Here is a 16262-nt window from a genome sequence, read left to right as displayed (position 1 = left end):
TTGCTCGACGTCTGCGCTTGACAAATGTCCATGGGCATAATTGTTGATACTCTAATGAGTTTTTATGAACGACGGGATGAAGGAAGCGAACGATGCCGGCTGTGGTGGTCAGGAAATTTCTGGTTCAGGTCGAAGAGATATTCCATGAGGGCGGACCCCACGCGGCACGCCCGCTCAAGCGGGGCGCGGTCGTCGCGGTCATCGCCAACCCTTTTGCCGGACGTTATGTCGAAGAGATCACTGGCTTCATGGAAGACCTGAAGCCGCTCGGTCTCGATATGGCTCGGCGCCTGATCGACGCCATTGGTGAAGGCGGCCAGGCCATCGAAGGCTATGGCAAGGGTGCCATAGTCGGCGCCGCCGGCGAGCTTGAACACGGCGCGCTCTGGCATAATCCGGGCGGCTATGCGATGCGTGAACTGCTCGGCAATGCCAAGGCGATCGTGCCTTCGACCAAGAAGGTCGGCGGCCCCGGAACGCGCATCGATATCCCGATCACGCACATAAACGCCTCCTATGTGCGCAGCCATTTCGATGCGATCGAGATCGGCATTGCCGATGCGCCGCGCGGCGACGAAATGGCCGTCATCCTGGCGATGACCACCGGCGCACGCGTTCATGCACGGGTCGGCGGCCTTGCCGCCGCCGACATCAAGGGCGAGGACGGATTGCGATGAACCCGGAAATCCGCCGTATCATCACCATCGTCGAGGAAACCCGGATCGAAGGCGGGCGGCCCGTCGATCCGCCGACGCGGCGTGCCGCAGCCATCGCGGTGATCCGCAACCCCTATGCGGGTACCTACGTCGAGGACCTGTCGGCACTGAGCGCCATAGGCGAAGCATTGGGAGATATCTTGCCCAAGCGCGCCGTCGCTGCTCTGGGCATTGTCGGCGACCGGGTCGAGAGCTTCGGCAAGGCCGCCGCCGTCGGCGCCGACGGTGAGCTCGAACATGCCGCCGCCATCCTTCATCCAAAGCTCGGTGCCCCGTTCCGCGATGTGCTCGGCAAGGGGGCCGCGCTCATTCCTTCATCGAAGAAGCGCGGCGGCCTCGGCGTGCCGCTCGATATTCCGCTCGGTCACAAGGATGCGGCGCGGGTGCGCAGCCATTTCGACGGCATGGAGGTTCGTGTTCCCGACGCACCGCGGGCCGACGAGATCGTCGTCGCTATCGCCGTCACCGATTCCGGCAGGCCGCACCCGCGCGTCGGCGGGCTGACCAAGGACAAGATTGTCGGGATTGACGGCGTCGGCTGACCGTCAGGCCGCCAGGACTTCCGGCACCCGCATCGCCGGAGGCGTATTTCTGCTCCGGCCGGTCCGCACCACGCCGTCGATGACGACCATTCCAATGCCTGGAAGATTGCCCAGCGCCACGCTGTCGAGCAGCCCGTCGCCGGCACCGCCGATCGCTTGATCCATGAAGATCAGGTCGGCGGCGCGACCGGCCTCGATGATGCCGCGATCATCCAGTCCGCGCACACGCGCCGTGTTGCCGCTGGCAAGACAGAACGCCACTTCCGGCGCGATACCACCCAGCGAAGCCAGCATGGTCAGGGTTCGCAGGATGCCAAGCGGCTGCACGCCGGATCCGGCCGGGCTGTCGGTGCCGAGGATGACGCGCGAAAGTTCGCCGCGCTGCCTTGCCAGGTCGAGCACGAACAGTCCGGTGCGCAAATTGCCGTTATGGACGATTTCGAGCGCCCTCGAGCCCTTCTCGCAGATCTGCCGTATTTCCGCGTCGGGCAGGGCGGTTGGCCCGCCATTGACGTGCGCGACGATGTCGGCGTCGACCTCCAGCACGACATCCGCGCCGATGCGGCCGGAGCCGGGCAGGGATGGACCGCCCGTGTGGGTCATCGAGGTCATGCCGTATTTGCGCGCCCAGGCGATCATCTGCCGGCCGGTCGGCCCGTCCTTGACGCCGCCAAGTCCGACCTCGCCGACAAGCGTCACGCCGGCCTCGGCGAGACTGCGGAAGTCTTCCTCGGTAAGGCCGGGTTCCAGGATCGGTGCCCCGGCCAGGATCTTCATGCCGTTCGGACGGAAGTTGGAGAAGGTGCGTTGGGCAGCGATCGCCAGCGCCTTCAGCCCGACAAGGTCGCGCGGTCGGCCCGGCGTGTGGACTTCACCCGCCGAGATCATGGTGGTGACGCCGCCATGCACAGTCGAATCCATCCAGCCGATCTGGTTCTGCCGAGGCGTCCAGTCGCCGGCCACCGGATGGGCGTGGTTATCGATAAGACCCGGCGAGACCGCACAGCCCATCGCATCGATGATCGTCGCCGCGCTGCCGCCATCAATGTCGCCTGCCTTGCCAATGCTGGTGATGCGTCCATCGCTCACGACGATGGTGTCGGCGTCGATGATCGGTTGTGCGAGATCGCCACTCAGCATGAGACCGATATTGCGGACGACGAGCGTGTTGGCAGACGACTGGGAGTCGGACGACATCGGTTCTCACTTTTGCTGTTATGGAAAAAAGGACTGGACGCGGCTTATTTGCCGCCGTCGCCATTCGATGGGTCGTCGTCGTTGATGCGCTGGAGCAGGCGAAGCAGCGTCGCCTGCTCAGCCGGTGAGAGCGGCGACAGGAACCGCCGCCCGACCTCGACGCTGCGTTCGAGCCGCTCCAGCGTATAGTCGGTCCCTTTGCCGGTCAGCGCGATCATCGTCAGGCGTTGGTCGGTTTCGGAGGCGCTGCGCGTGATCAGCCCGTGTTTGAGCAGTTTGCGCATGACGATGCTGATGGTCGACGGGTCCATCGCCGTCAGCCGGCCGAGATGGTTCTGCGAGACTTCGCCATGCTTGAGGATCGTGGCGAGCGCCGCGAATTGCGTTGGCGAAAGGTCTTCGCCGGCCATCACCTGCTGGAAGCGCAACGTCGCGCGCTGATGCGCCCGGCGGATGACGTGCGCCGGGTGGCGGTCCAATTCATAGCCGGTCTCGGCGTATTGTTGCAGCACTTGCTCGCGGCTCGGGGGTGCATCGCCGCTCGGCGTTTTCGGCGTCGCGCCTTTTTCGGATTGCGGTTTCTTTTCAGTCGTCACACCGGACTCCTATCGCCGCTGTCTTGGATGTCGCCGGTTTGAAAAAAGCTCAAGCCGCGACCTCCGCTGGTTGAAGCGACCTCCCGTCGCGGAGGGCTGCGACGACATCAGCCGAATCGCTGACCACGCCGAAATGGGTCGCTATGTCATAGAGCGAGCTTTCCTGCTCGCGTGGTCCCGTCGCCGCGCAGCAATCGCTTGGCACCACCACCTCATAGCCCTCGAAAAAGGCATCATGGACGGTCGAGCGCACACAGATGTTGGTGACCACGCCGAAGATGATCAACTGATCGGTCTGCATGTCTTTCAGCGTCAGGTCGAGGTCGGTTTGAAAGAAGGCCGAGTAGCGCCGCTTGATCACATGGATCTCGTCATCGCGGGCGCCGAGATCCTCGATGATCTCCGGCCCCCAGCTTCCATCCAGGCAATGCGGTGTGCGCTTCAGCCATTCGCGCTCGCGTCGCATGCCCGGCCGGTGGCTGTCATGGACCCAGATCACCGGCACGCCGGCGGCGCGCGCGGCCTCGATCACGGCCAGTTGCGGCGCGACCAGCGTCTCGTACCCAGGCAGGACCATGGCCCCGCCGGGCTTGCAGAACTCATTGACCATATCGATGACGACAACGGCCGCACGGCGTGGATCGAGGCGCACCGCGTCATCGTGCCGATGTGAGGAAAAACTGTCCACGGACATGGCGAGCTCCTTTGACCGATCGTTGATGCTCATACAAAAAACCCTAGCGGATGCCAAGTCAATCCCGTTCGACGCAAAGCGTGCTGGTCGGCCTTGCGCACCGCGCTCCGACAAGCGTATGCGCTATTTGTCCATCGCGAAATGGCCTTGACAACGCTTGTCAGGCATGTGCTCGATTTGTATGACCATCAACAATATTCAAGCCGCTTAATTGCGGAGCCGAGGCCGAGATATGAAAACCATCGTCACCGGAGCCAGCGGCCTGCTTGGCCGCCATGTGGCCGAGGCTCTGGTTGCGGCCGGCCACGATGTGCTTGGTGTCGATGCCGTGGTGCCGGGTGAGGTCGCATGGCGCCACGCAACCGCCGATTTGACCGATCTGGGATCGACGCTGCAGCTGGTGCGCGATTGCGATGCCGTTGTGCATGTCGCGGCCATTCCGCGGCCGACCGGCCGGGCCGGCGGCGAGGTGTTCAAGACCAACATCACGACCGCCTACAATGTGGTCGAGGCAGCTGCCATGGCCGGCGCCAGGCGCTTCGTCTATGCCTCGTCCTTCAGCGTTTTCGGCTATCCCTTTTTCGAGAAACCTGTGCGGCCGCCCTATCTGCCGGTCGACTTGAACCATCCGGTCGGCGCGCAGGACCCGTACGGCCTGTCGAAATGGCTGGGCGAGGAAATCGTCGACGCGGCGGTGCGCCGGGGGGCCTTCTCGGCGGTCAGTATCCGCATGCCGTGGATCCAGACGCCGGGTTCTTTTTTCGAGGGCGTCGGGCCGCGCCGCGCCACCGCCGACAGTGCCCGCGACCTGTGGGCCTATCTCGATGCGCGCGACGCCGGGCAGGGCTTCCTGCGGGCGCTTGAATGGCAAGGCGATGGCCATCTGCGCGTCCTCCTGAGCGCCGCCGACACATTCATGGAAGAGGAGACCGAAGCGCTCGTGCGCCGGGTCTATCCTGATGTCGCTCTGTCGCGGCCGATCGCCGGCTTCGGCGCCGTGCTCGACACGGTCCATGCGCGCGAAACGATCGGTTTCGAACCAAAGTATTCATGGCGTTCCTATCCAAAGCCGGAGACCGAAGGATGAAACGGTTCGACCAGAAAAAGGTCCTCGTCACCGGCGGCGCCGGCGCGATCGGCAGCGCAGCGGTGCGGCGTTTCCTTGACGAAGGCGCGCGGGTCGCCATTGTCGACCGCAATGGCGCGGCGGCGCGGCAATTGGCCAGCTCCCTCGGCGACGACGCCCTGGCGATCGAGGCTGACGTCACCGATGAAGCGGATGTGCGGCGCGCCGTCGCAACGATCGTCGAGGCGTTCGGCGGCCTCGACGTGGTGTTCAACAATGCCGGAATTTCCGGCGTCGTCGCTCCCGTTCACGACCTGCCGGTCGAAGACTGGGATACGACCATCCGCATCAATCTGCGCGGCATCTTCCTCGTGCTGCAGGCGTCGCTTCGGGCGATGATCGAGGCCGGGACCGGTGGCTCGATCGTCAACATGGGCTCGTCCATGGCCGGTTGGGACGTCCTTTTGGGTGGTGCCGGCTATGTCGCTTCCAAACACGGGGTGGTCGGCCTGACGCGGGTCGCAGCGCTCGATGCCGCGCCTTACGGCATACGCGTCAACGCCATCTGCCCCGGCGTGATCGAGACGACGCTTGGCGTACCGGTTTCCGGCGACGGCGAATTCAAGAGCAGCGTCCAGCATTTCGCCGACCGCATTCCGTTGCGCCGCATCGGCCAGCCGGACGATGTCGCGGCCGCCGTGGCTTTCCTGGCCTCCGACGAGGCGAGGCACGTCACAGGCGTGGATTGGCTGATCGACGGCGGCCAGACCTTGCAGAGCTGGGCCAACGCGCCGGCTGGCGGCGCGTTTCCGAAATTTCGCTAAAGTCTTTTCGGCGGCATTGCCTGGATGATCCGAACGGCAAGATCGAGATCGGCGAGCCCGCCCGAAAGCGGCGTGCGCGGCTTCGCGCCGCCATGGACGCAATCGGCGAAATGCAGCCATTCGCGGCGGAACGACGTATCCGGAACGCCAGGCAGAGCGCGTTCGGATGCAGCTTCGCCTGTGGTTTCGCGCAGCCGGACGGTCGCCGAGGCATTGCGGAAATAGGGGTTCTGGAATTCGATCCGCACCTCGTCGCGCTCACCATGCACGTGGATCCACTCGTCCCACCATTCATACTGGGCAAGTGCCATGTCGAAGAGGCAAGGGACGCCGCCATAATCGAGCACGGCCAGCAGCTGGTTGGGACCGGTCTGCTGTGCATGCACGACGCGGTCCGGCGTGCCGAAAGCGCCGCGCATGACGGCAAGGTCGTGGCTGGCGAGGCTGAGCAGTACAAGATAGAGATCGCGATAGCCGGCATGGTCCACACCGAGCGCCGCCTCGATGCGCCGAGCGACCGTTTCGCGTCCCGCCGCTAACACATCGGCCGGCACGTCGGTGACCCTGGTCTGCGTGTAGAGTTGGCCATAACGGTCGAAGCGGCCCGCGAAATCGTGGACATGGATCGACTTCGGCCGGCCGATGGCGGCGATGCGCTCCAGCCCGATCTCATAGCCGGGATCATAGAATTTCATGTAGCCGACAAGGGCGACGAGGCCGCTCCGCTCGGCCTGCTCGACCAGCGGGCGCGCCTCCTGCGGCGTGAAGGCAAGCGGCTTCTCGACGATCAGGTGCTTGCCGGCTCGGATTGCATCGGCGACCATCTCGCCATGATCGTAGGTGCAGATCACGACCGCATCGACATTCGGGTCGGCAAGCAGCGCGCGATGGTCGGTATATCTGGCAGTGACGCCATAATGTTCCGCCACCTTGTCGACCGTGCCGGAAGAGATGTCGCACAAGGCGGCGATGCGAAACGCCGGCAATTCCATGAGATAAGGCAAGTGCATCAACTGGGCGATCTCGCCGCAGCCGATGACGCCAACGCCAATGACGCGATCCTGCATGTCAACCCTTCACGGCGCCGGCTGTCAGGCCGGCGATGAACTGCCGTTGCATGGCGACAAAGACGACGATCACCGGCAGTGTCGTGATCGTCAACGCGGCGAAATAGAGCGTCCAGAGCGAGTCGTATTGCTGGAAGAAGCTGACCAGTCCAAGCGGAATGGTCTGCACTAAAGGGTCGCGCAACAGCAGGAAGGCCAGGAAGAAATCGTTCCAGATCTCGATGAAGCCGAAGATGAGGATCAGCGCCACGCCCGGCCGCACCAGGGGCAGCATGATGTGGATCAGGATCTCGAGCCGGCTGGCGCCATCGATGCGAGCGGCATCTTCGAGGTCGGCCGGCAATGTGATGAAGAAGCTGCGCAGGATGAAGACCGAAAGCGGCAGCGACGTCGCGGCATAGATGAAGGCAATGCCGAGCCGGCTGTTTATCAGGCCGAGATCGCGCGCCACCAGGAACAGCGGAATGGCCATCACCTGCGGCGGCACCAGCATGGCCGCAACTGCGACTGCGACCACAAGACCGCGTCCGGGGAAACGAAGACGCGCCACCGCATAGGCGCACGGCGTCGCGACGGCCACCAGGATGATCAATGCCGAGCCGGTGACGAAGATGCTGTTGACGATGCGCGATCCCATGCCGGCGATCCGCCAGGCATCGGCATAGTTCTGCAGCACCAGGCTCGATGGCGGACCCCAGACATTGCTGAGCATTTCCTGTTTGGTCTTGAGCGAACCGAACAGCACCCAAAGCAGCGGATAAAGGGTCTCGAAGAGCACGAGAATGAGCGCGGCATAGATGCCGCCAAGTTCGAGGATGCCGCGCATGCCGAGGCGCTGCATGAGCCCGCGACGGCGAGAGCCGGCGGCGCCATCATCCAGGGGAAGCGGAGGGTTGGCGGCTGCTCTCATCAGACGTCGAGCCTTTGCCGCCGCATCAGGGCCAGCAGGCCGACGCTGGCCAGCCCGACGATCATGAACAGCACATAGCCGATCGCCGCGGCGTAGCTCATGGCGCCGTCCTGGAAGGCCTTGCTCATCATGTAGGTGAGCACCACTTCGGTGGCGTGGTTCGGACCACCCTTGGTCAGGACATAGACGATGTCGAAGTTGCGCACGAAGGCGCCGGAAAGGCCGAGGATGGTGTTGATGAAGATGATCGGCATCATCATCGGAACGGTGACGTGCCGGAAGCGCTGCAAGGGGCCGGCGCCGTCCATCTTCGCCGATTCATAAAGCTCCGAGGGGATCGTCTGCAGCCCGGCCAGATAGATGACGGCATGGAAGCCGAGCCATTTCCAGACATCGACGACGATGATCGAGTAGAGCGCGATGTCGGCGTCGCCGAGCCATGATCGTTTCAGCCCGGCGAGGCCAATGAGATCGAGCCCGCTGTTGAGCAGGCCGAAGACGGGATTGTAGATCCAGGACCAGAGCAGGCCGACGGCGACGAAGGACATCGTCACCGGGATGAAGGCGGCGGCGCGAAAGAAGGCGCGGCCGAGCAGCGCCCGGTTCAGAAGCAGCGCCAGCCCGAGGCCGAGCACGTTCTTCAGGACGACGACGGCAACGACGAAAATCAGATTATTGCGCAGCGCACCGAGGAAGATGCGATCATGCGCCAGGCGCATGTAGTTGGAAAAGCCTGCCCAGGTCGGGTCGGAAAACCCGTCCCAATTGTGCAGGCTGAGCCAGAAGCCGTTGACGAACGGCCAGAGGTAGAAAAGACCGAAGAGGATCGCGGCGGGCAGGATCATGACGAAGGCCGTAGCCCCGTCCCCGGCATCGAAACGCCAGGTGCCGGATCGGCTCGAAACAGGAGCCGCCTTTTGCGGTCGCGTGCTCACGCGGCCTTCGCGCCTTGCGGGGTCAGCACCAGCCCGAGCGTGTCCCTGACATAGGCGATGCTCTCGAGCGTGCTTTGCTCTGCCGTTTTCCTGGACGCATCCAGCTCGATGATGGCGAGCCCATCGTAGTTTGCATCCAGCAGGACGTCGACGATGCCGGCGAGATCGACGACCCCGGCGCCGAGCTCGCAAAAGGCGCCATAGCGGTCATAGCCCTTCAGCGCCGGATCGACCCTGGTGTCCTTGAAATGCATGTAGCGCACGGCCGAAATGTAGGTCTTTACCGCGTCGACCGGATCGGAATTGGTATGCGCAAGATGCGCCGGATCGATGCACAGGCCGGCCAGATCGGTATCCAGTTCATCCATCATGCGATCGAGCTGGTCGCGGCGCTCGATGAAGGTGTCGAGGTGCGGGTGATAGACTGTCTCGATGCCAAGGTCCTTTGTCCGCCTGCCGATATCCTCGAGCGCCCGGCAAAAGGCGCGGTAGTCGTCGGCCGTGTGCGCCCCGGCAGCGGCTTCCGATGGACCGCCGCCGAGAACCAGCACCGGTGAGCCGAACCCCTTCAACATCCTGGTCAGCGCGACGAGCACATCCCGTTCAAAGGGCCAGGCGACGGGGTTGGTGAAGATCGCATTGACGTAGAAGGAGGAGAGCTTGATGCCATACTCGCTCTGGCCTTCCGACAGCAGCGCATAGCGCCGCAAGATGTCGGTGTCGGTGGTCACCCCCATCGGCGCCTGGTTGCCGAGCTGCATGTATTTGCGGGCGTATTGGTCCGACAGGCTGGTGAAGGCGAGGATCTCGAACCAGCCGAAGCCCTGGTCTGCCAGGAACTTGATGGCTGGCCGTAGCGGAAGGCCGGTCAGGTCCCAGCTGTTCAGATGATAACCGATCGAGAAGCGCTGCCGTTCGGCGCGATGTGTCGTCATGTGTTCTCTCCGATGGGCGAGGCTGCCCGAAGCAGGCAGCCTCTGTTTTTCTTGCCTGGCGCATCAGCCCGACCGGATGTGCGCTCGCTTGCAGGCGCTACTTCAGGGCCTCATTTGGGCGGCCAACTGCCCTGGGCCTTGAGGCCGTCGAAAATGGCCTGGATCGATGCGGCGGCATCTTCGGGCGTGGTCGTGCCACCGACGATGCCGGCGATTGCCGAAGACGTGGCGCTCGCGACCTCCGAGGGCCAGATCCAGTCGAGGAACTTGATCGTGTTCGGGAAGGCTTGCTTGCGCAGTTCGACGGCATAGGCATCGTCGACCTGCGGCACGCCCTTGATCGAGGCCGCGATCGGCTGTTCCGGCGCGAGGTAGAGCGTCGCGACCTCGGGCCTTGTCAAATATTCGATGAACTTGACCGCGGCATCGAGCTTCTCGGGCGGGATCGAGGAGGCGACGCACATGCCGTTGTCGGCACCGCCGCCATGGCCAGGCGCGCCCGGCGTTCCGTCCATTTTCGGAAAGGCGAAGACGCCCCATTTGAAGTCCTTGACGCTCGACTGCAGCGACGGGATTTCCCAGGTGCCGCCATAATACATGGCGCTCTTGCCGGCGGCGAAGGCCGCACGCATGCCGTCCTGGTCGACGGAAAGCGAATCCTTGGAAAGGATGCCATCATCGACCCATTGCTTGATCAGCTTGAACCCCTCGACATCGGGCGCGTCGGTGAATTTCGCCGTGCCCTCGAGGTTCTTCTGCGTCTTGCCGACCGGGTCGCCCGAGGCCTGCGAAAAGGTCTCGAAGTACCACATCGGCCACATCACGGTGTTAGAGCCCTGATGCAGCAGAGGGATCACGCCCGCGGTCTTGAACTTCGGCACGGCTGCCTTCAGGTCGTCATAGGTTGGCGGGACAGGAATGGCGAGCTTCTGAAAGAGATCGACATTGTAGAAGATCGTCGATGTCGACAGCGTCGAGATCGGCACGCCGTAGACTTGGCCGTTGACCGTGAAGGCGCCAAGTGCGGCGGCGTCGATCCTGTCCTGGAACGGCTTGATCTTGTCGGTAATCGGCATCACCAGTTTTCGCCTGACATAGGCGCCATTGGTGTAGAAGGCCGGGCAGGCGATCAGATCCATTTCCTGGTTTGCAAGTTTTGCGGTCATCACGCGCTGGATGGAATCGGTTTGCGGCCCCTGGGCATCCCACTCGACCGCGGCGACGTCGGGGTTGGCCTTGAGGAAGCCGTCGATAACCTGCTGCTGGATTTTCTTCTGCTCGTCCGGCGGTTGGCGCGGCGCGAGTTCGTCGAGCGCCGAGCCGCCGAAGATCTTGAGCGTGATCCCTTCGGCGTGGCCGATGCCGGGCACTGTGATCAGGCCGAGGCCTAGCAGTGCGGTGGCAAGGATGGGAGCGGCGGAACGTTGTTTCGGACGATGGGTCACTCTCTGCTGAAGGGGCATCTGGCTCTCCTTTACGCCAATGCCGAGGGGCAACCTCGGGACCAATATCGTTGATGGTCATATGATCTTGGTCGCCTGTTGATGTTTTTGTCAATCGGCAAGAATGCCTATTATTTCATCGATCGCACCGCCCCCCTTTCGTGTTCGGCGTGGCCCGTGCGGTGTTCGATTTGCCTGGGCAGTGATCTGCAAGAAGATCGGCAAACCAATTGTCGGATGCCGGCTGGTCCCGGTAACGGACAAGCCCCAATCTTCGCGATCTACTTCACGCCGATGCCGGCGGTCAGGCCGCCATCGATCTTGTAGTCCGCGCCAGTGCAGAAGCCGGCCTTCGACGAACACAGGAAAGCGATGAGTTCAGCCACTTCCTCCGGCTCGCCGATGCGCCCGATGGGGTGCGCTTCGCCGAAGCGCTTGTAGGCGGCCTCGACATCGGCATCCGTGCCGTTCTCGCCGCGGGCGGCCTTCTCCAGGATCGGGGTGCGGATCGAGCCCGGGCTGACGGAATTGACGCGGATGCCGGAGCGCGCATGGTCGAGGGCCAGGGCACGCGTCAGCGTGTGGATGGCGCCCTTGGTGGTGGCATAGGCGGCGACGTTTTGCTGGCAGGCAAAGCCCTGCACCGAAGCGACGTTGATGATGGCGCCGCCGCCCCTGCGGACCATTTCCGGGATGCCGAAATGCGCTGTCAGATAGATCGACCCGACATTGACCGACATCGCCCTGTTCCAGGTCTCGAAATCGGTGCTGGTCGCGGTTCCGTACGGATGCACCGCCGCCGAATTGACGATGATATCGAGGCCGCCGAACCGCTCGACGCCAGTCGCGACCGCGTCGCGAACCTGATCGGGCACGGAGACGTCGGCGCCTATGACCAGCGCCCCGGCTGCGGAGCTTTCCAGTTCCCATTTCAGCGCAGCGTTGGCCGCGCGGTCGATGCCGCAGGCGACGATCGCAGCACCCCCTGCAGCGAGGCGTCTGGCGGTTGCGAGGCCAATCCCGGTCGTGCCCGTCACCAAAGCCACCTTGCCGTCGAAATCCTTCATTGGGAAAACTCCTTCATTCGCTGTCCGAAACCGTTCCTAGTTTGACACCCATTGTGGTCCAACAATAGGTTGCCGTTCTCTCGCGGAAGGAAGCGGCAATGGAACAGTGCTGGCGCTGGTATGGACCGAACGATCCGGTAACGCTCGATCATGTCAGGCAGGCCGGTGCGACCGGCGTGGTGAGCGCCTTGCACGATATCTATGACGGGCGCGCCTGGCCCCTCGAGAGCATTCTGGAGCGCAAGCGTGTCATCGAGGCCGCCGGCCTGACATGGTCGGTGGTCGAGAGCATTCCGGTCCACAATTCCTTCAAGATCGGCACGCCGGAACGCGAGCGCTACGCCGGCTACTATCGCGACTCGATCCGCGCGCTCGCCAAGGCCGGCATTGCGACGGTCTGCTATAATTTCATGCCGGTGGTCGACTGGACGCGCACGGATCTCGCCTATCGGCTTCCCACGACCGGTTATGCACTGCGTTTCGATGCCATCGATTTCGCGGCCTACGATTTGTTCGTGCTGAAGCGCGTCAATGCCGAGGCCGGCTATACCCCCGCCCGCATCGCCGAGGCGGAAGCGCGGCTGAAGGAATTGAGCAGCGAAGCTATCGACAGGATCGAGCGCAACCTGATCGCCGGCCTGCCGGCAACCGAGCGCAGTTATAACAGGGACAGTTTTCGCGAGGCCCTGGCGGAATACGACGCGATCGGACCAAAGGAGCTGCGCGACAACCTTGCCTGGTTCCTGCGCGAGATCATTCCGGTGGCCGAAGAGGAGGGGGTGCGCATGTGCATCCATCCCGACGACCCGCCCTTCTCGCTCTACGGCCTGCCCCGCATCGTTTCGACCGCCGAGGATGCGCGTTTCATCCTCAACGCCGTCGACAGCCCCGCCAACGGCCTGACGTTCTGCACTGGCTCCTATGGGACACGCGCCGACAACGACATCGTCGCCATGGTCAAGGAGTTCGCGGACCGCATCCATTTCGTCCATCTGCGCAACATCACCATCGAGGATGACGGCTCGTTCCACGAGGCCGAGCATCTCGAGGGCGGCACCGACATGGCGCATGTGATTCTCGCTCTGATGCAGGAAGAGGCGCGCCGCCGCCGGGAGGGCCGTGCCGACTGGCGTATTCCGATGCGGCCCGACCATGGCCATCTGCTCGCCGACGATATCGGCAAGACCAGGATCAATCCCGGCTATTCGCTGATCGGCCGGCTGAAAGGCCTCGCCGAGCTGCGTGGCATCATGCGCGCCATCGAGCGGTTCGAGCTGGCTTGAGCGGCCCCCTCAGTTCGGCTGGCAGGATCTGAAACTATCGCGCCGGTTTTGCACTTCCGCGGTGTTTATATGCCACATTGCTGAGAAACGCCCTGGGTCGCATCGCGCCAGGGCAGCCATGCGCTGCCGCAGTTCGGCGAAGCTGGGCATGGATTGTCCGCATGGCTTGACGACAACCTTGGTGATGCGGCTCGACACTGGCCGCTTCGACACCATCCAGTAATGGATTGTCACAAACACCGCGATCTTTAGGAAAAATCTCCACGCGCGATGCTTTGAATTACACTAAATCCATAGACAAAGATCGATCCCGTGCTGAGCGCGTTTGTCTGGGTTGTCATATGGCAAAATCTCCTATTATTCTCAATGGCTTCACCATGAATGCCGTCTCCCATGTCGCCTACGGCCTTTGGCGTCATCCGGCCGACCAGGCCTATCGACATGCCGAGCTCGACTACTGGATCGAGCTTGCCAAAGCACTGGAGGAGGGCGGCTTCGATTGCTTGTTCATCGCCGACGCGCTGGGCCTTCTCGACCTCTATGGCGGTGGATACGACGCCTCGCTGGCAAAGGGCGTGCAGTCCCCCGTCAACGATCCGCTGTTGCTGGTCTCAGCGCTTGCCGGCGCTACAAGCCGGCTGGGTTTCGGCGTCACCGTTTCGACGACCTACGAAAAGCCATATCTGCTGGCGCGCAAATTCACCACGCTCGATCATCTCACCAAGGGGCGGATCGCCTGGAACGTCGTCACCTCGCAGCTCGACAGCGCGGCGCGCAATCTCGGTCTCGACAGGCAGGTGGCGCATGACGAGCGCTACGAGATCGCCGACGAGTTCATGGATGTCGCCTACAAGCTCTGGCAGGGTTCCTGGGAAGACGGTGCCCTGGTGCGTGATCGCGGCAGCGCCGCCAACCCGGACGGTCTCTATACGGATCCGGAAAAGGTCCATCCGATCGGTCATTCCGGTCGCTACTTCAACGTTCCGGGTCCGCATCTCTCGGAGCCCAGTCCGCAGAGGGTGCCGGTGCTGTTCCAGGCGGGCGGTTCGCCGCGCGGCCAGCGCTTTGCCGCTCGTCACGCGGAGGTGGTCTTTGTCGCCGGTGCCGATGTCGATGGCATCCGCCGCAATGTCGCTGAGGTGAAGCGGCTTGCCCGCGATGAAGGCAGGGCTCCAGGCAGCATCAAGTTCATATCCGCGGTCTCGGTGATCACGGATGAAACCGACGCCGCCGCGGCCGCCAAGCTCGCTGACTACAGGTCGCACTACGATGTCGAAGGCGCGCTGGTGCATTATTCGGCAACGACCGGCATCGATTTTTCCAGGCACGATCTCGACCAGCCTATCCGCTACACCGAAACCGATTCCAACCGTTCCCTGCTGCGCATGTTCGATGACCCGTCGTCGGGCCGCCAGTGGACCTTGCGCCAGGCGTTCTCGCCGGAGGGCGGTTTCGGGCGCGGCAAGTCCTTTGTCGGCGGCCCCAAGACCGTTGCCGACGAGCTCGAGCAATGGCTGGAAGCCACCGACACCGACGGCATCAATTTGACGCATGTGGTCAGCCCCGGCAGCTTCATCGATTTCTCCGCCCACGTCGTTCCCGAGTTGCGGCGGCGCGGGCGCATTCGCGAGGATCTCGGTCCCTCGCTGCGGTCCAGGCTCTTCGGGCGTGACAACCGGGTGCCCGCCGATCATCCGGCGGCGCAACACGCTTTCTCGCAGGGCCGTCAGCCGGAGGCTTTGGCATCATGACCATCCACGCCACCGTTCAGCATGAACAGCGCAGCGATTTCCAAGGCTGGGCCGAGAAGGCCGAGGAGGTCGTGCGCGAACTCAAGCGAACAGCTGCAGCGCGCGATCTGGCCGGGGCCGCCCCGCATGCCGAGATAGACCTTTTGCGTCTGGCCGGCCTGCTGACGATCTATATTCCCAAGCGATTTGGCGGCGGTGGCGCGACGCCGGCCGAAGTGCTCAGGATCGTCCGCATCCTGGCCAGGGGCGATACATCGATAGCCCAGATCGTCATCTACCATCTCTTCGGCACGGCAATCGGATTGGACGGCGACAACAAGTCCCTGATCGAAAGACGGCTTCAAGGCTTTCTCTCCAAGGGCTGGTTTCATGCCGGCATCGCGCAGGCCGCCTATGAGCCGCTTGTCGAGGCGAGGCAGGTGGACGGCGGTTTCGTGCTCAACGGCGCCAAGCCTTTCACCAGTGGTGCGCAGGTGGCCGACACGCTGCAGGTCTGGGTGCGCTTTGCCGGGAGCACGCGGATCGCCGGCACCGATGCCAGCGGTCATATCGGCCAGTTCATCGTCGCCAACCCCACGTCAGGCCTCAGCTTCGGCAATGACTGGGACAATATCGGCCAGAGGCTGACGGTGAGCGGCAGTGCGGCGCTCGAAAATGTCGCCGCATCCGCCGACGATCTGGTCGGGCATTGGCCTGATGATACGGTTCATCCGCCGCATGCCACGCTGCATGTGCCGATCGTTCATGCAGCCTTCGGCGAACTTTATCTCGGCACCGCCCTTGCCGCCCTGGAAGACGCCAGGGATTACATCACCCAACGCGGCAGGCCATGGCTGTCCTCGCCGGCAAAGAAAGCCTCCGAGGACACGCTGGTTGTCGAGCGCTTCGGCCGGCTTTCGATCGCGCTGGCGTCCGCGCAGGCGCTCGCGGACGCCGCCGGCGAGGCCGTGCAGCGCGCCTTCGAGCGAGGCAGGGATCTCACCGCGGAAGAGCGTGGCCATGCCGCGGCAATCGCCTACCAGTCGAAGGTGCATTCGACCGAGGTCGCCCTAGAAGTGACGTCGCGGATATTCGAGCTCACCGGCGCCCGCTCGACGGCGCGCTCGTTCGGCTTCGACCGCTACTGGCGCAACGTCCGCACCCACAGCCTGCATGATCCCGTCCACTACAAGGTGCTGGAAGTCGGTGACTTCGCGCTTAACGGCCGTGTGCCGCCGCCAACCTACTATTCGTGAGC

16 protein-coding genes are annotated in these 16262 nt (G+C 63.4%); 7 read left to right on the top strand and 9 right to left on the bottom strand.

Annotated elements, in window-relative coordinates; genetic code table 11:
* Positions 1 to 92 precede the first annotated feature (92 nt).
* The gene (locus tag NKJ37_RS14560; RefSeq protein ID WP_023809103.1) at positions 93 to 677 is read left to right on the top strand and encodes an amino acid synthesis family protein; all 585 of its coding nucleotides are present in this window, start codon (positions 93 to 95) and stop codon (positions 675 to 677) included.
* On the top strand, positions 674 to 1258 hold the full coding sequence (locus tag NKJ37_RS14555; RefSeq protein WP_352774173.1) for an amino acid synthesis family protein: 585 nt from the start codon (positions 674 to 676) through the stop codon (positions 1256 to 1258). Before NKJ37_RS14560 ends, NKJ37_RS14555 begins: the two co-directional genes overlap by 4 nt.
* Before the next feature lie 3 nt (positions 1259 to 1261).
* Here NKJ37_RS14555 and NKJ37_RS14550 read toward each other — a convergent pair whose 3' ends face one another.
* Genes NKJ37_RS14550 through NKJ37_RS14540 form a run of 3 tightly spaced genes read right to left on the bottom strand, consistent with a single transcriptional unit; the run spans position 1262 to position 3745 of the window.
* Positions 1262 to 2455, bottom strand: coding sequence for an amidohydrolase family protein (locus NKJ37_RS14550; RefSeq protein WP_023809101.1), 1194 nt, complete (start codon positions 2453 to 2455; stop codon positions 1262 to 1264).
* 44 nt (positions 2456 to 2499) lie between these two features.
* Positions 2500 to 3051, bottom strand: coding sequence for a MarR family winged helix-turn-helix transcriptional regulator (locus NKJ37_RS14545; protein WP_023809100.1), 552 nt, complete (start codon positions 3049 to 3051; stop codon positions 2500 to 2502).
* Positions 3052 to 3100: 49 nt separating this feature from the next.
* On the bottom strand, positions 3101 to 3745 hold the full coding sequence (locus tag NKJ37_RS14540) for a cysteine hydrolase family protein (protein ID WP_352675901.1): 645 nt from the start codon (positions 3743 to 3745) through the stop codon (positions 3101 to 3103).
* Positions 3746 to 3977: 232 nt separating this feature from the next.
* Here NKJ37_RS14540 and NKJ37_RS14535 point away from each other — a divergent pair, with 232 nt between their 5' ends.
* Together NKJ37_RS14535 and NKJ37_RS14530 are read left to right on the top strand one after the other, a co-directional pair.
* Positions 3978 to 4832: an NAD-dependent epimerase/dehydratase family protein gene (locus NKJ37_RS14535; protein WP_023809098.1), complete on the top strand. Its 855-nt coding sequence runs from the start codon at positions 3978 to 3980 to the stop codon at positions 4830 to 4832.
* A complete protein-coding gene (locus NKJ37_RS14530; RefSeq protein WP_352752414.1) occupies positions 4829 to 5635 on the top strand; it encodes an SDR family NAD(P)-dependent oxidoreductase in 807 nt (268 codons plus the stop codon). The genes NKJ37_RS14535 and NKJ37_RS14530 overlap by 4 nt, the downstream gene beginning before the upstream one ends.
* On the opposite strand, the gene NKJ37_RS14525 is transcribed toward NKJ37_RS14530, so the two are convergent.
* The 6 genes from NKJ37_RS14525 to NKJ37_RS14500 form a co-directional block, all read right to left on the bottom strand.
* Complete coding sequence (locus NKJ37_RS14525; protein ID WP_352722383.1) at positions 5632 to 6702, bottom strand: Gfo/Idh/MocA family oxidoreductase; 1071 nt, start codon at positions 6700 to 6702, stop codon at positions 5632 to 5634. The two genes, NKJ37_RS14530 and NKJ37_RS14525, sit on opposite strands and share 4 nt — an antisense overlap.
* Before the next feature lies 1 nt (position 6703).
* Positions 6704 to 7612: a carbohydrate ABC transporter permease gene (locus tag NKJ37_RS14520; protein WP_352440741.1), complete on the bottom strand. Its 909-nt coding sequence runs from the start codon at positions 7610 to 7612 to the stop codon at positions 6704 to 6706.
* The gene (locus NKJ37_RS14515; RefSeq protein ID WP_352440740.1) at positions 7612 to 8547 is read right to left on the bottom strand and encodes a carbohydrate ABC transporter permease; all 936 of its coding nucleotides are present in this window, start codon (positions 8545 to 8547) and stop codon (positions 7612 to 7614) included. The genes NKJ37_RS14520 and NKJ37_RS14515 overlap by 1 nt, the downstream gene beginning before the upstream one ends.
* Positions 8544 to 9482, bottom strand: coding sequence for a sugar phosphate isomerase/epimerase family protein (locus NKJ37_RS14510; RefSeq protein ID WP_352774170.1), 939 nt, complete (start codon positions 9480 to 9482; stop codon positions 8544 to 8546). The genes NKJ37_RS14515 and NKJ37_RS14510 overlap by 4 nt, the downstream gene beginning before the upstream one ends.
* A gap of 110 nt (positions 9483 to 9592) precedes the next feature.
* Entirely contained in the window at positions 9593 to 10945 is a 1353-nt protein-coding gene (locus NKJ37_RS14505) for an extracellular solute-binding protein (protein WP_352774168.1), read from the bottom strand.
* 260 nt (positions 10946 to 11205) lie between these two features.
* Entirely contained in the window at positions 11206 to 11991 is a 786-nt protein-coding gene (locus NKJ37_RS14500; RefSeq protein ID WP_128302613.1) for an SDR family NAD(P)-dependent oxidoreductase, read from the bottom strand.
* A 98-nt stretch (positions 11992 to 12089) separates the two neighbouring features.
* On the opposite strand from NKJ37_RS14500, the gene uxuA reads away from it, so the two are divergent.
* From uxuA to NKJ37_RS14485, 3 genes are all read left to right on the top strand, one after another.
* Positions 12090 to 13274, top strand: coding sequence for a mannonate dehydratase (gene uxuA / locus NKJ37_RS14495; RefSeq protein WP_352609984.1), 1185 nt, complete (start codon positions 12090 to 12092; stop codon positions 13272 to 13274).
* Positions 13275 to 13615: 341 nt separating this feature from the next.
* Complete coding sequence (locus NKJ37_RS14490) at positions 13616 to 15025, top strand: LLM class flavin-dependent oxidoreductase (RefSeq protein ID WP_352774166.1); 1410 nt, start codon at positions 13616 to 13618, stop codon at positions 15023 to 15025.
* Positions 15022 to 16260, top strand: coding sequence for an acyl-CoA dehydrogenase family protein (locus tag NKJ37_RS14485; RefSeq protein ID WP_352554984.1), 1239 nt, complete (start codon positions 15022 to 15024; stop codon positions 16258 to 16260). Before NKJ37_RS14490 ends, NKJ37_RS14485 begins: the two co-directional genes overlap by 4 nt.
* Positions 16261 to 16262: the final 2 nt, after the last annotated feature.

Source organism: Mesorhizobium sp. M0140, assembly GCF_040322475.1.
Lineage (GTDB): Bacteria > Pseudomonadota > Alphaproteobacteria > Rhizobiales > Rhizobiaceae > Mesorhizobium.
Note: the sequence above shows the minus strand (reverse complement) of the source record. Positions and strands in the feature narration are given on the sequence as shown.

What these genes read in the sequence shown, in the direction of transcription:
- NKJ37_RS14560 (WP_023809103.1), top strand. Translation starts at nt 93, where the DNA reads ATGCCGGCTGTGGTGGTCAGGAAATTTCTGGTTCAGGTCGAAGAGATA.
- NKJ37_RS14555 (WP_352774173.1), top strand. Translation starts at nt 674, where the DNA reads ATGAACCCGGAAATCCGCCGTATCATCACCATCGTCGAGGAAACCCGG.
- NKJ37_RS14550 (WP_023809101.1), bottom strand. Translation starts at nt 2,455, where the DNA reads ATGTCGTCCGACTCCCAGTCGTCTGCCAACACGCTCGTCGTCCGCAAT.
- NKJ37_RS14540 (WP_352675901.1), bottom strand. Translation starts at nt 3,745, where the DNA reads ATGTCCGTGGACAGTTTTTCCTCACATCGGCACGATGACGCGGTGCGC.
- NKJ37_RS14535 (WP_023809098.1), top strand. Translation starts at nt 3,978, where the DNA reads ATGAAAACCATCGTCACCGGAGCCAGCGGCCTGCTTGGCCGCCATGTG.
- NKJ37_RS14530 (WP_352752414.1), top strand. Translation starts at nt 4,829, where the DNA reads ATGAAACGGTTCGACCAGAAAAAGGTCCTCGTCACCGGCGGCGCCGGC.
- NKJ37_RS14525 (WP_352722383.1), bottom strand. Translation starts at nt 6,702, where the DNA reads ATGCAGGATCGCGTCATTGGCGTTGGCGTCATCGGCTGCGGCGAGATC.
- NKJ37_RS14520 (WP_352440741.1), bottom strand. Translation starts at nt 7,612, where the DNA reads ATGAGAGCAGCCGCCAACCCTCCGCTTCCCCTGGATGATGGCGCCGCC.
- NKJ37_RS14510 (WP_352774170.1), bottom strand. Translation starts at nt 9,482, where the DNA reads ATGACGACACATCGCGCCGAACGGCAGCGCTTCTCGATCGGTTATCAT.
- NKJ37_RS14505 (WP_352774168.1), bottom strand. Translation starts at nt 10,945, where the DNA reads ATGCCCCTTCAGCAGAGAGTGACCCATCGTCCGAAACAACGTTCCGCC.
- NKJ37_RS14500 (WP_128302613.1), bottom strand. Translation starts at nt 11,991, where the DNA reads ATGAAGGATTTCGACGGCAAGGTGGCTTTGGTGACGGGCACGACCGGG.
- uxuA (WP_352609984.1), top strand. Translation starts at nt 12,090, where the DNA reads ATGGAACAGTGCTGGCGCTGGTATGGACCGAACGATCCGGTAACGCTC.
- NKJ37_RS14490 (WP_352774166.1), top strand. Translation starts at nt 13,616, where the DNA reads ATGGCAAAATCTCCTATTATTCTCAATGGCTTCACCATGAATGCCGTC.
- NKJ37_RS14485 (WP_352554984.1), top strand. Translation starts at nt 15,022, where the DNA reads ATGACCATCCACGCCACCGTTCAGCATGAACAGCGCAGCGATTTCCAA.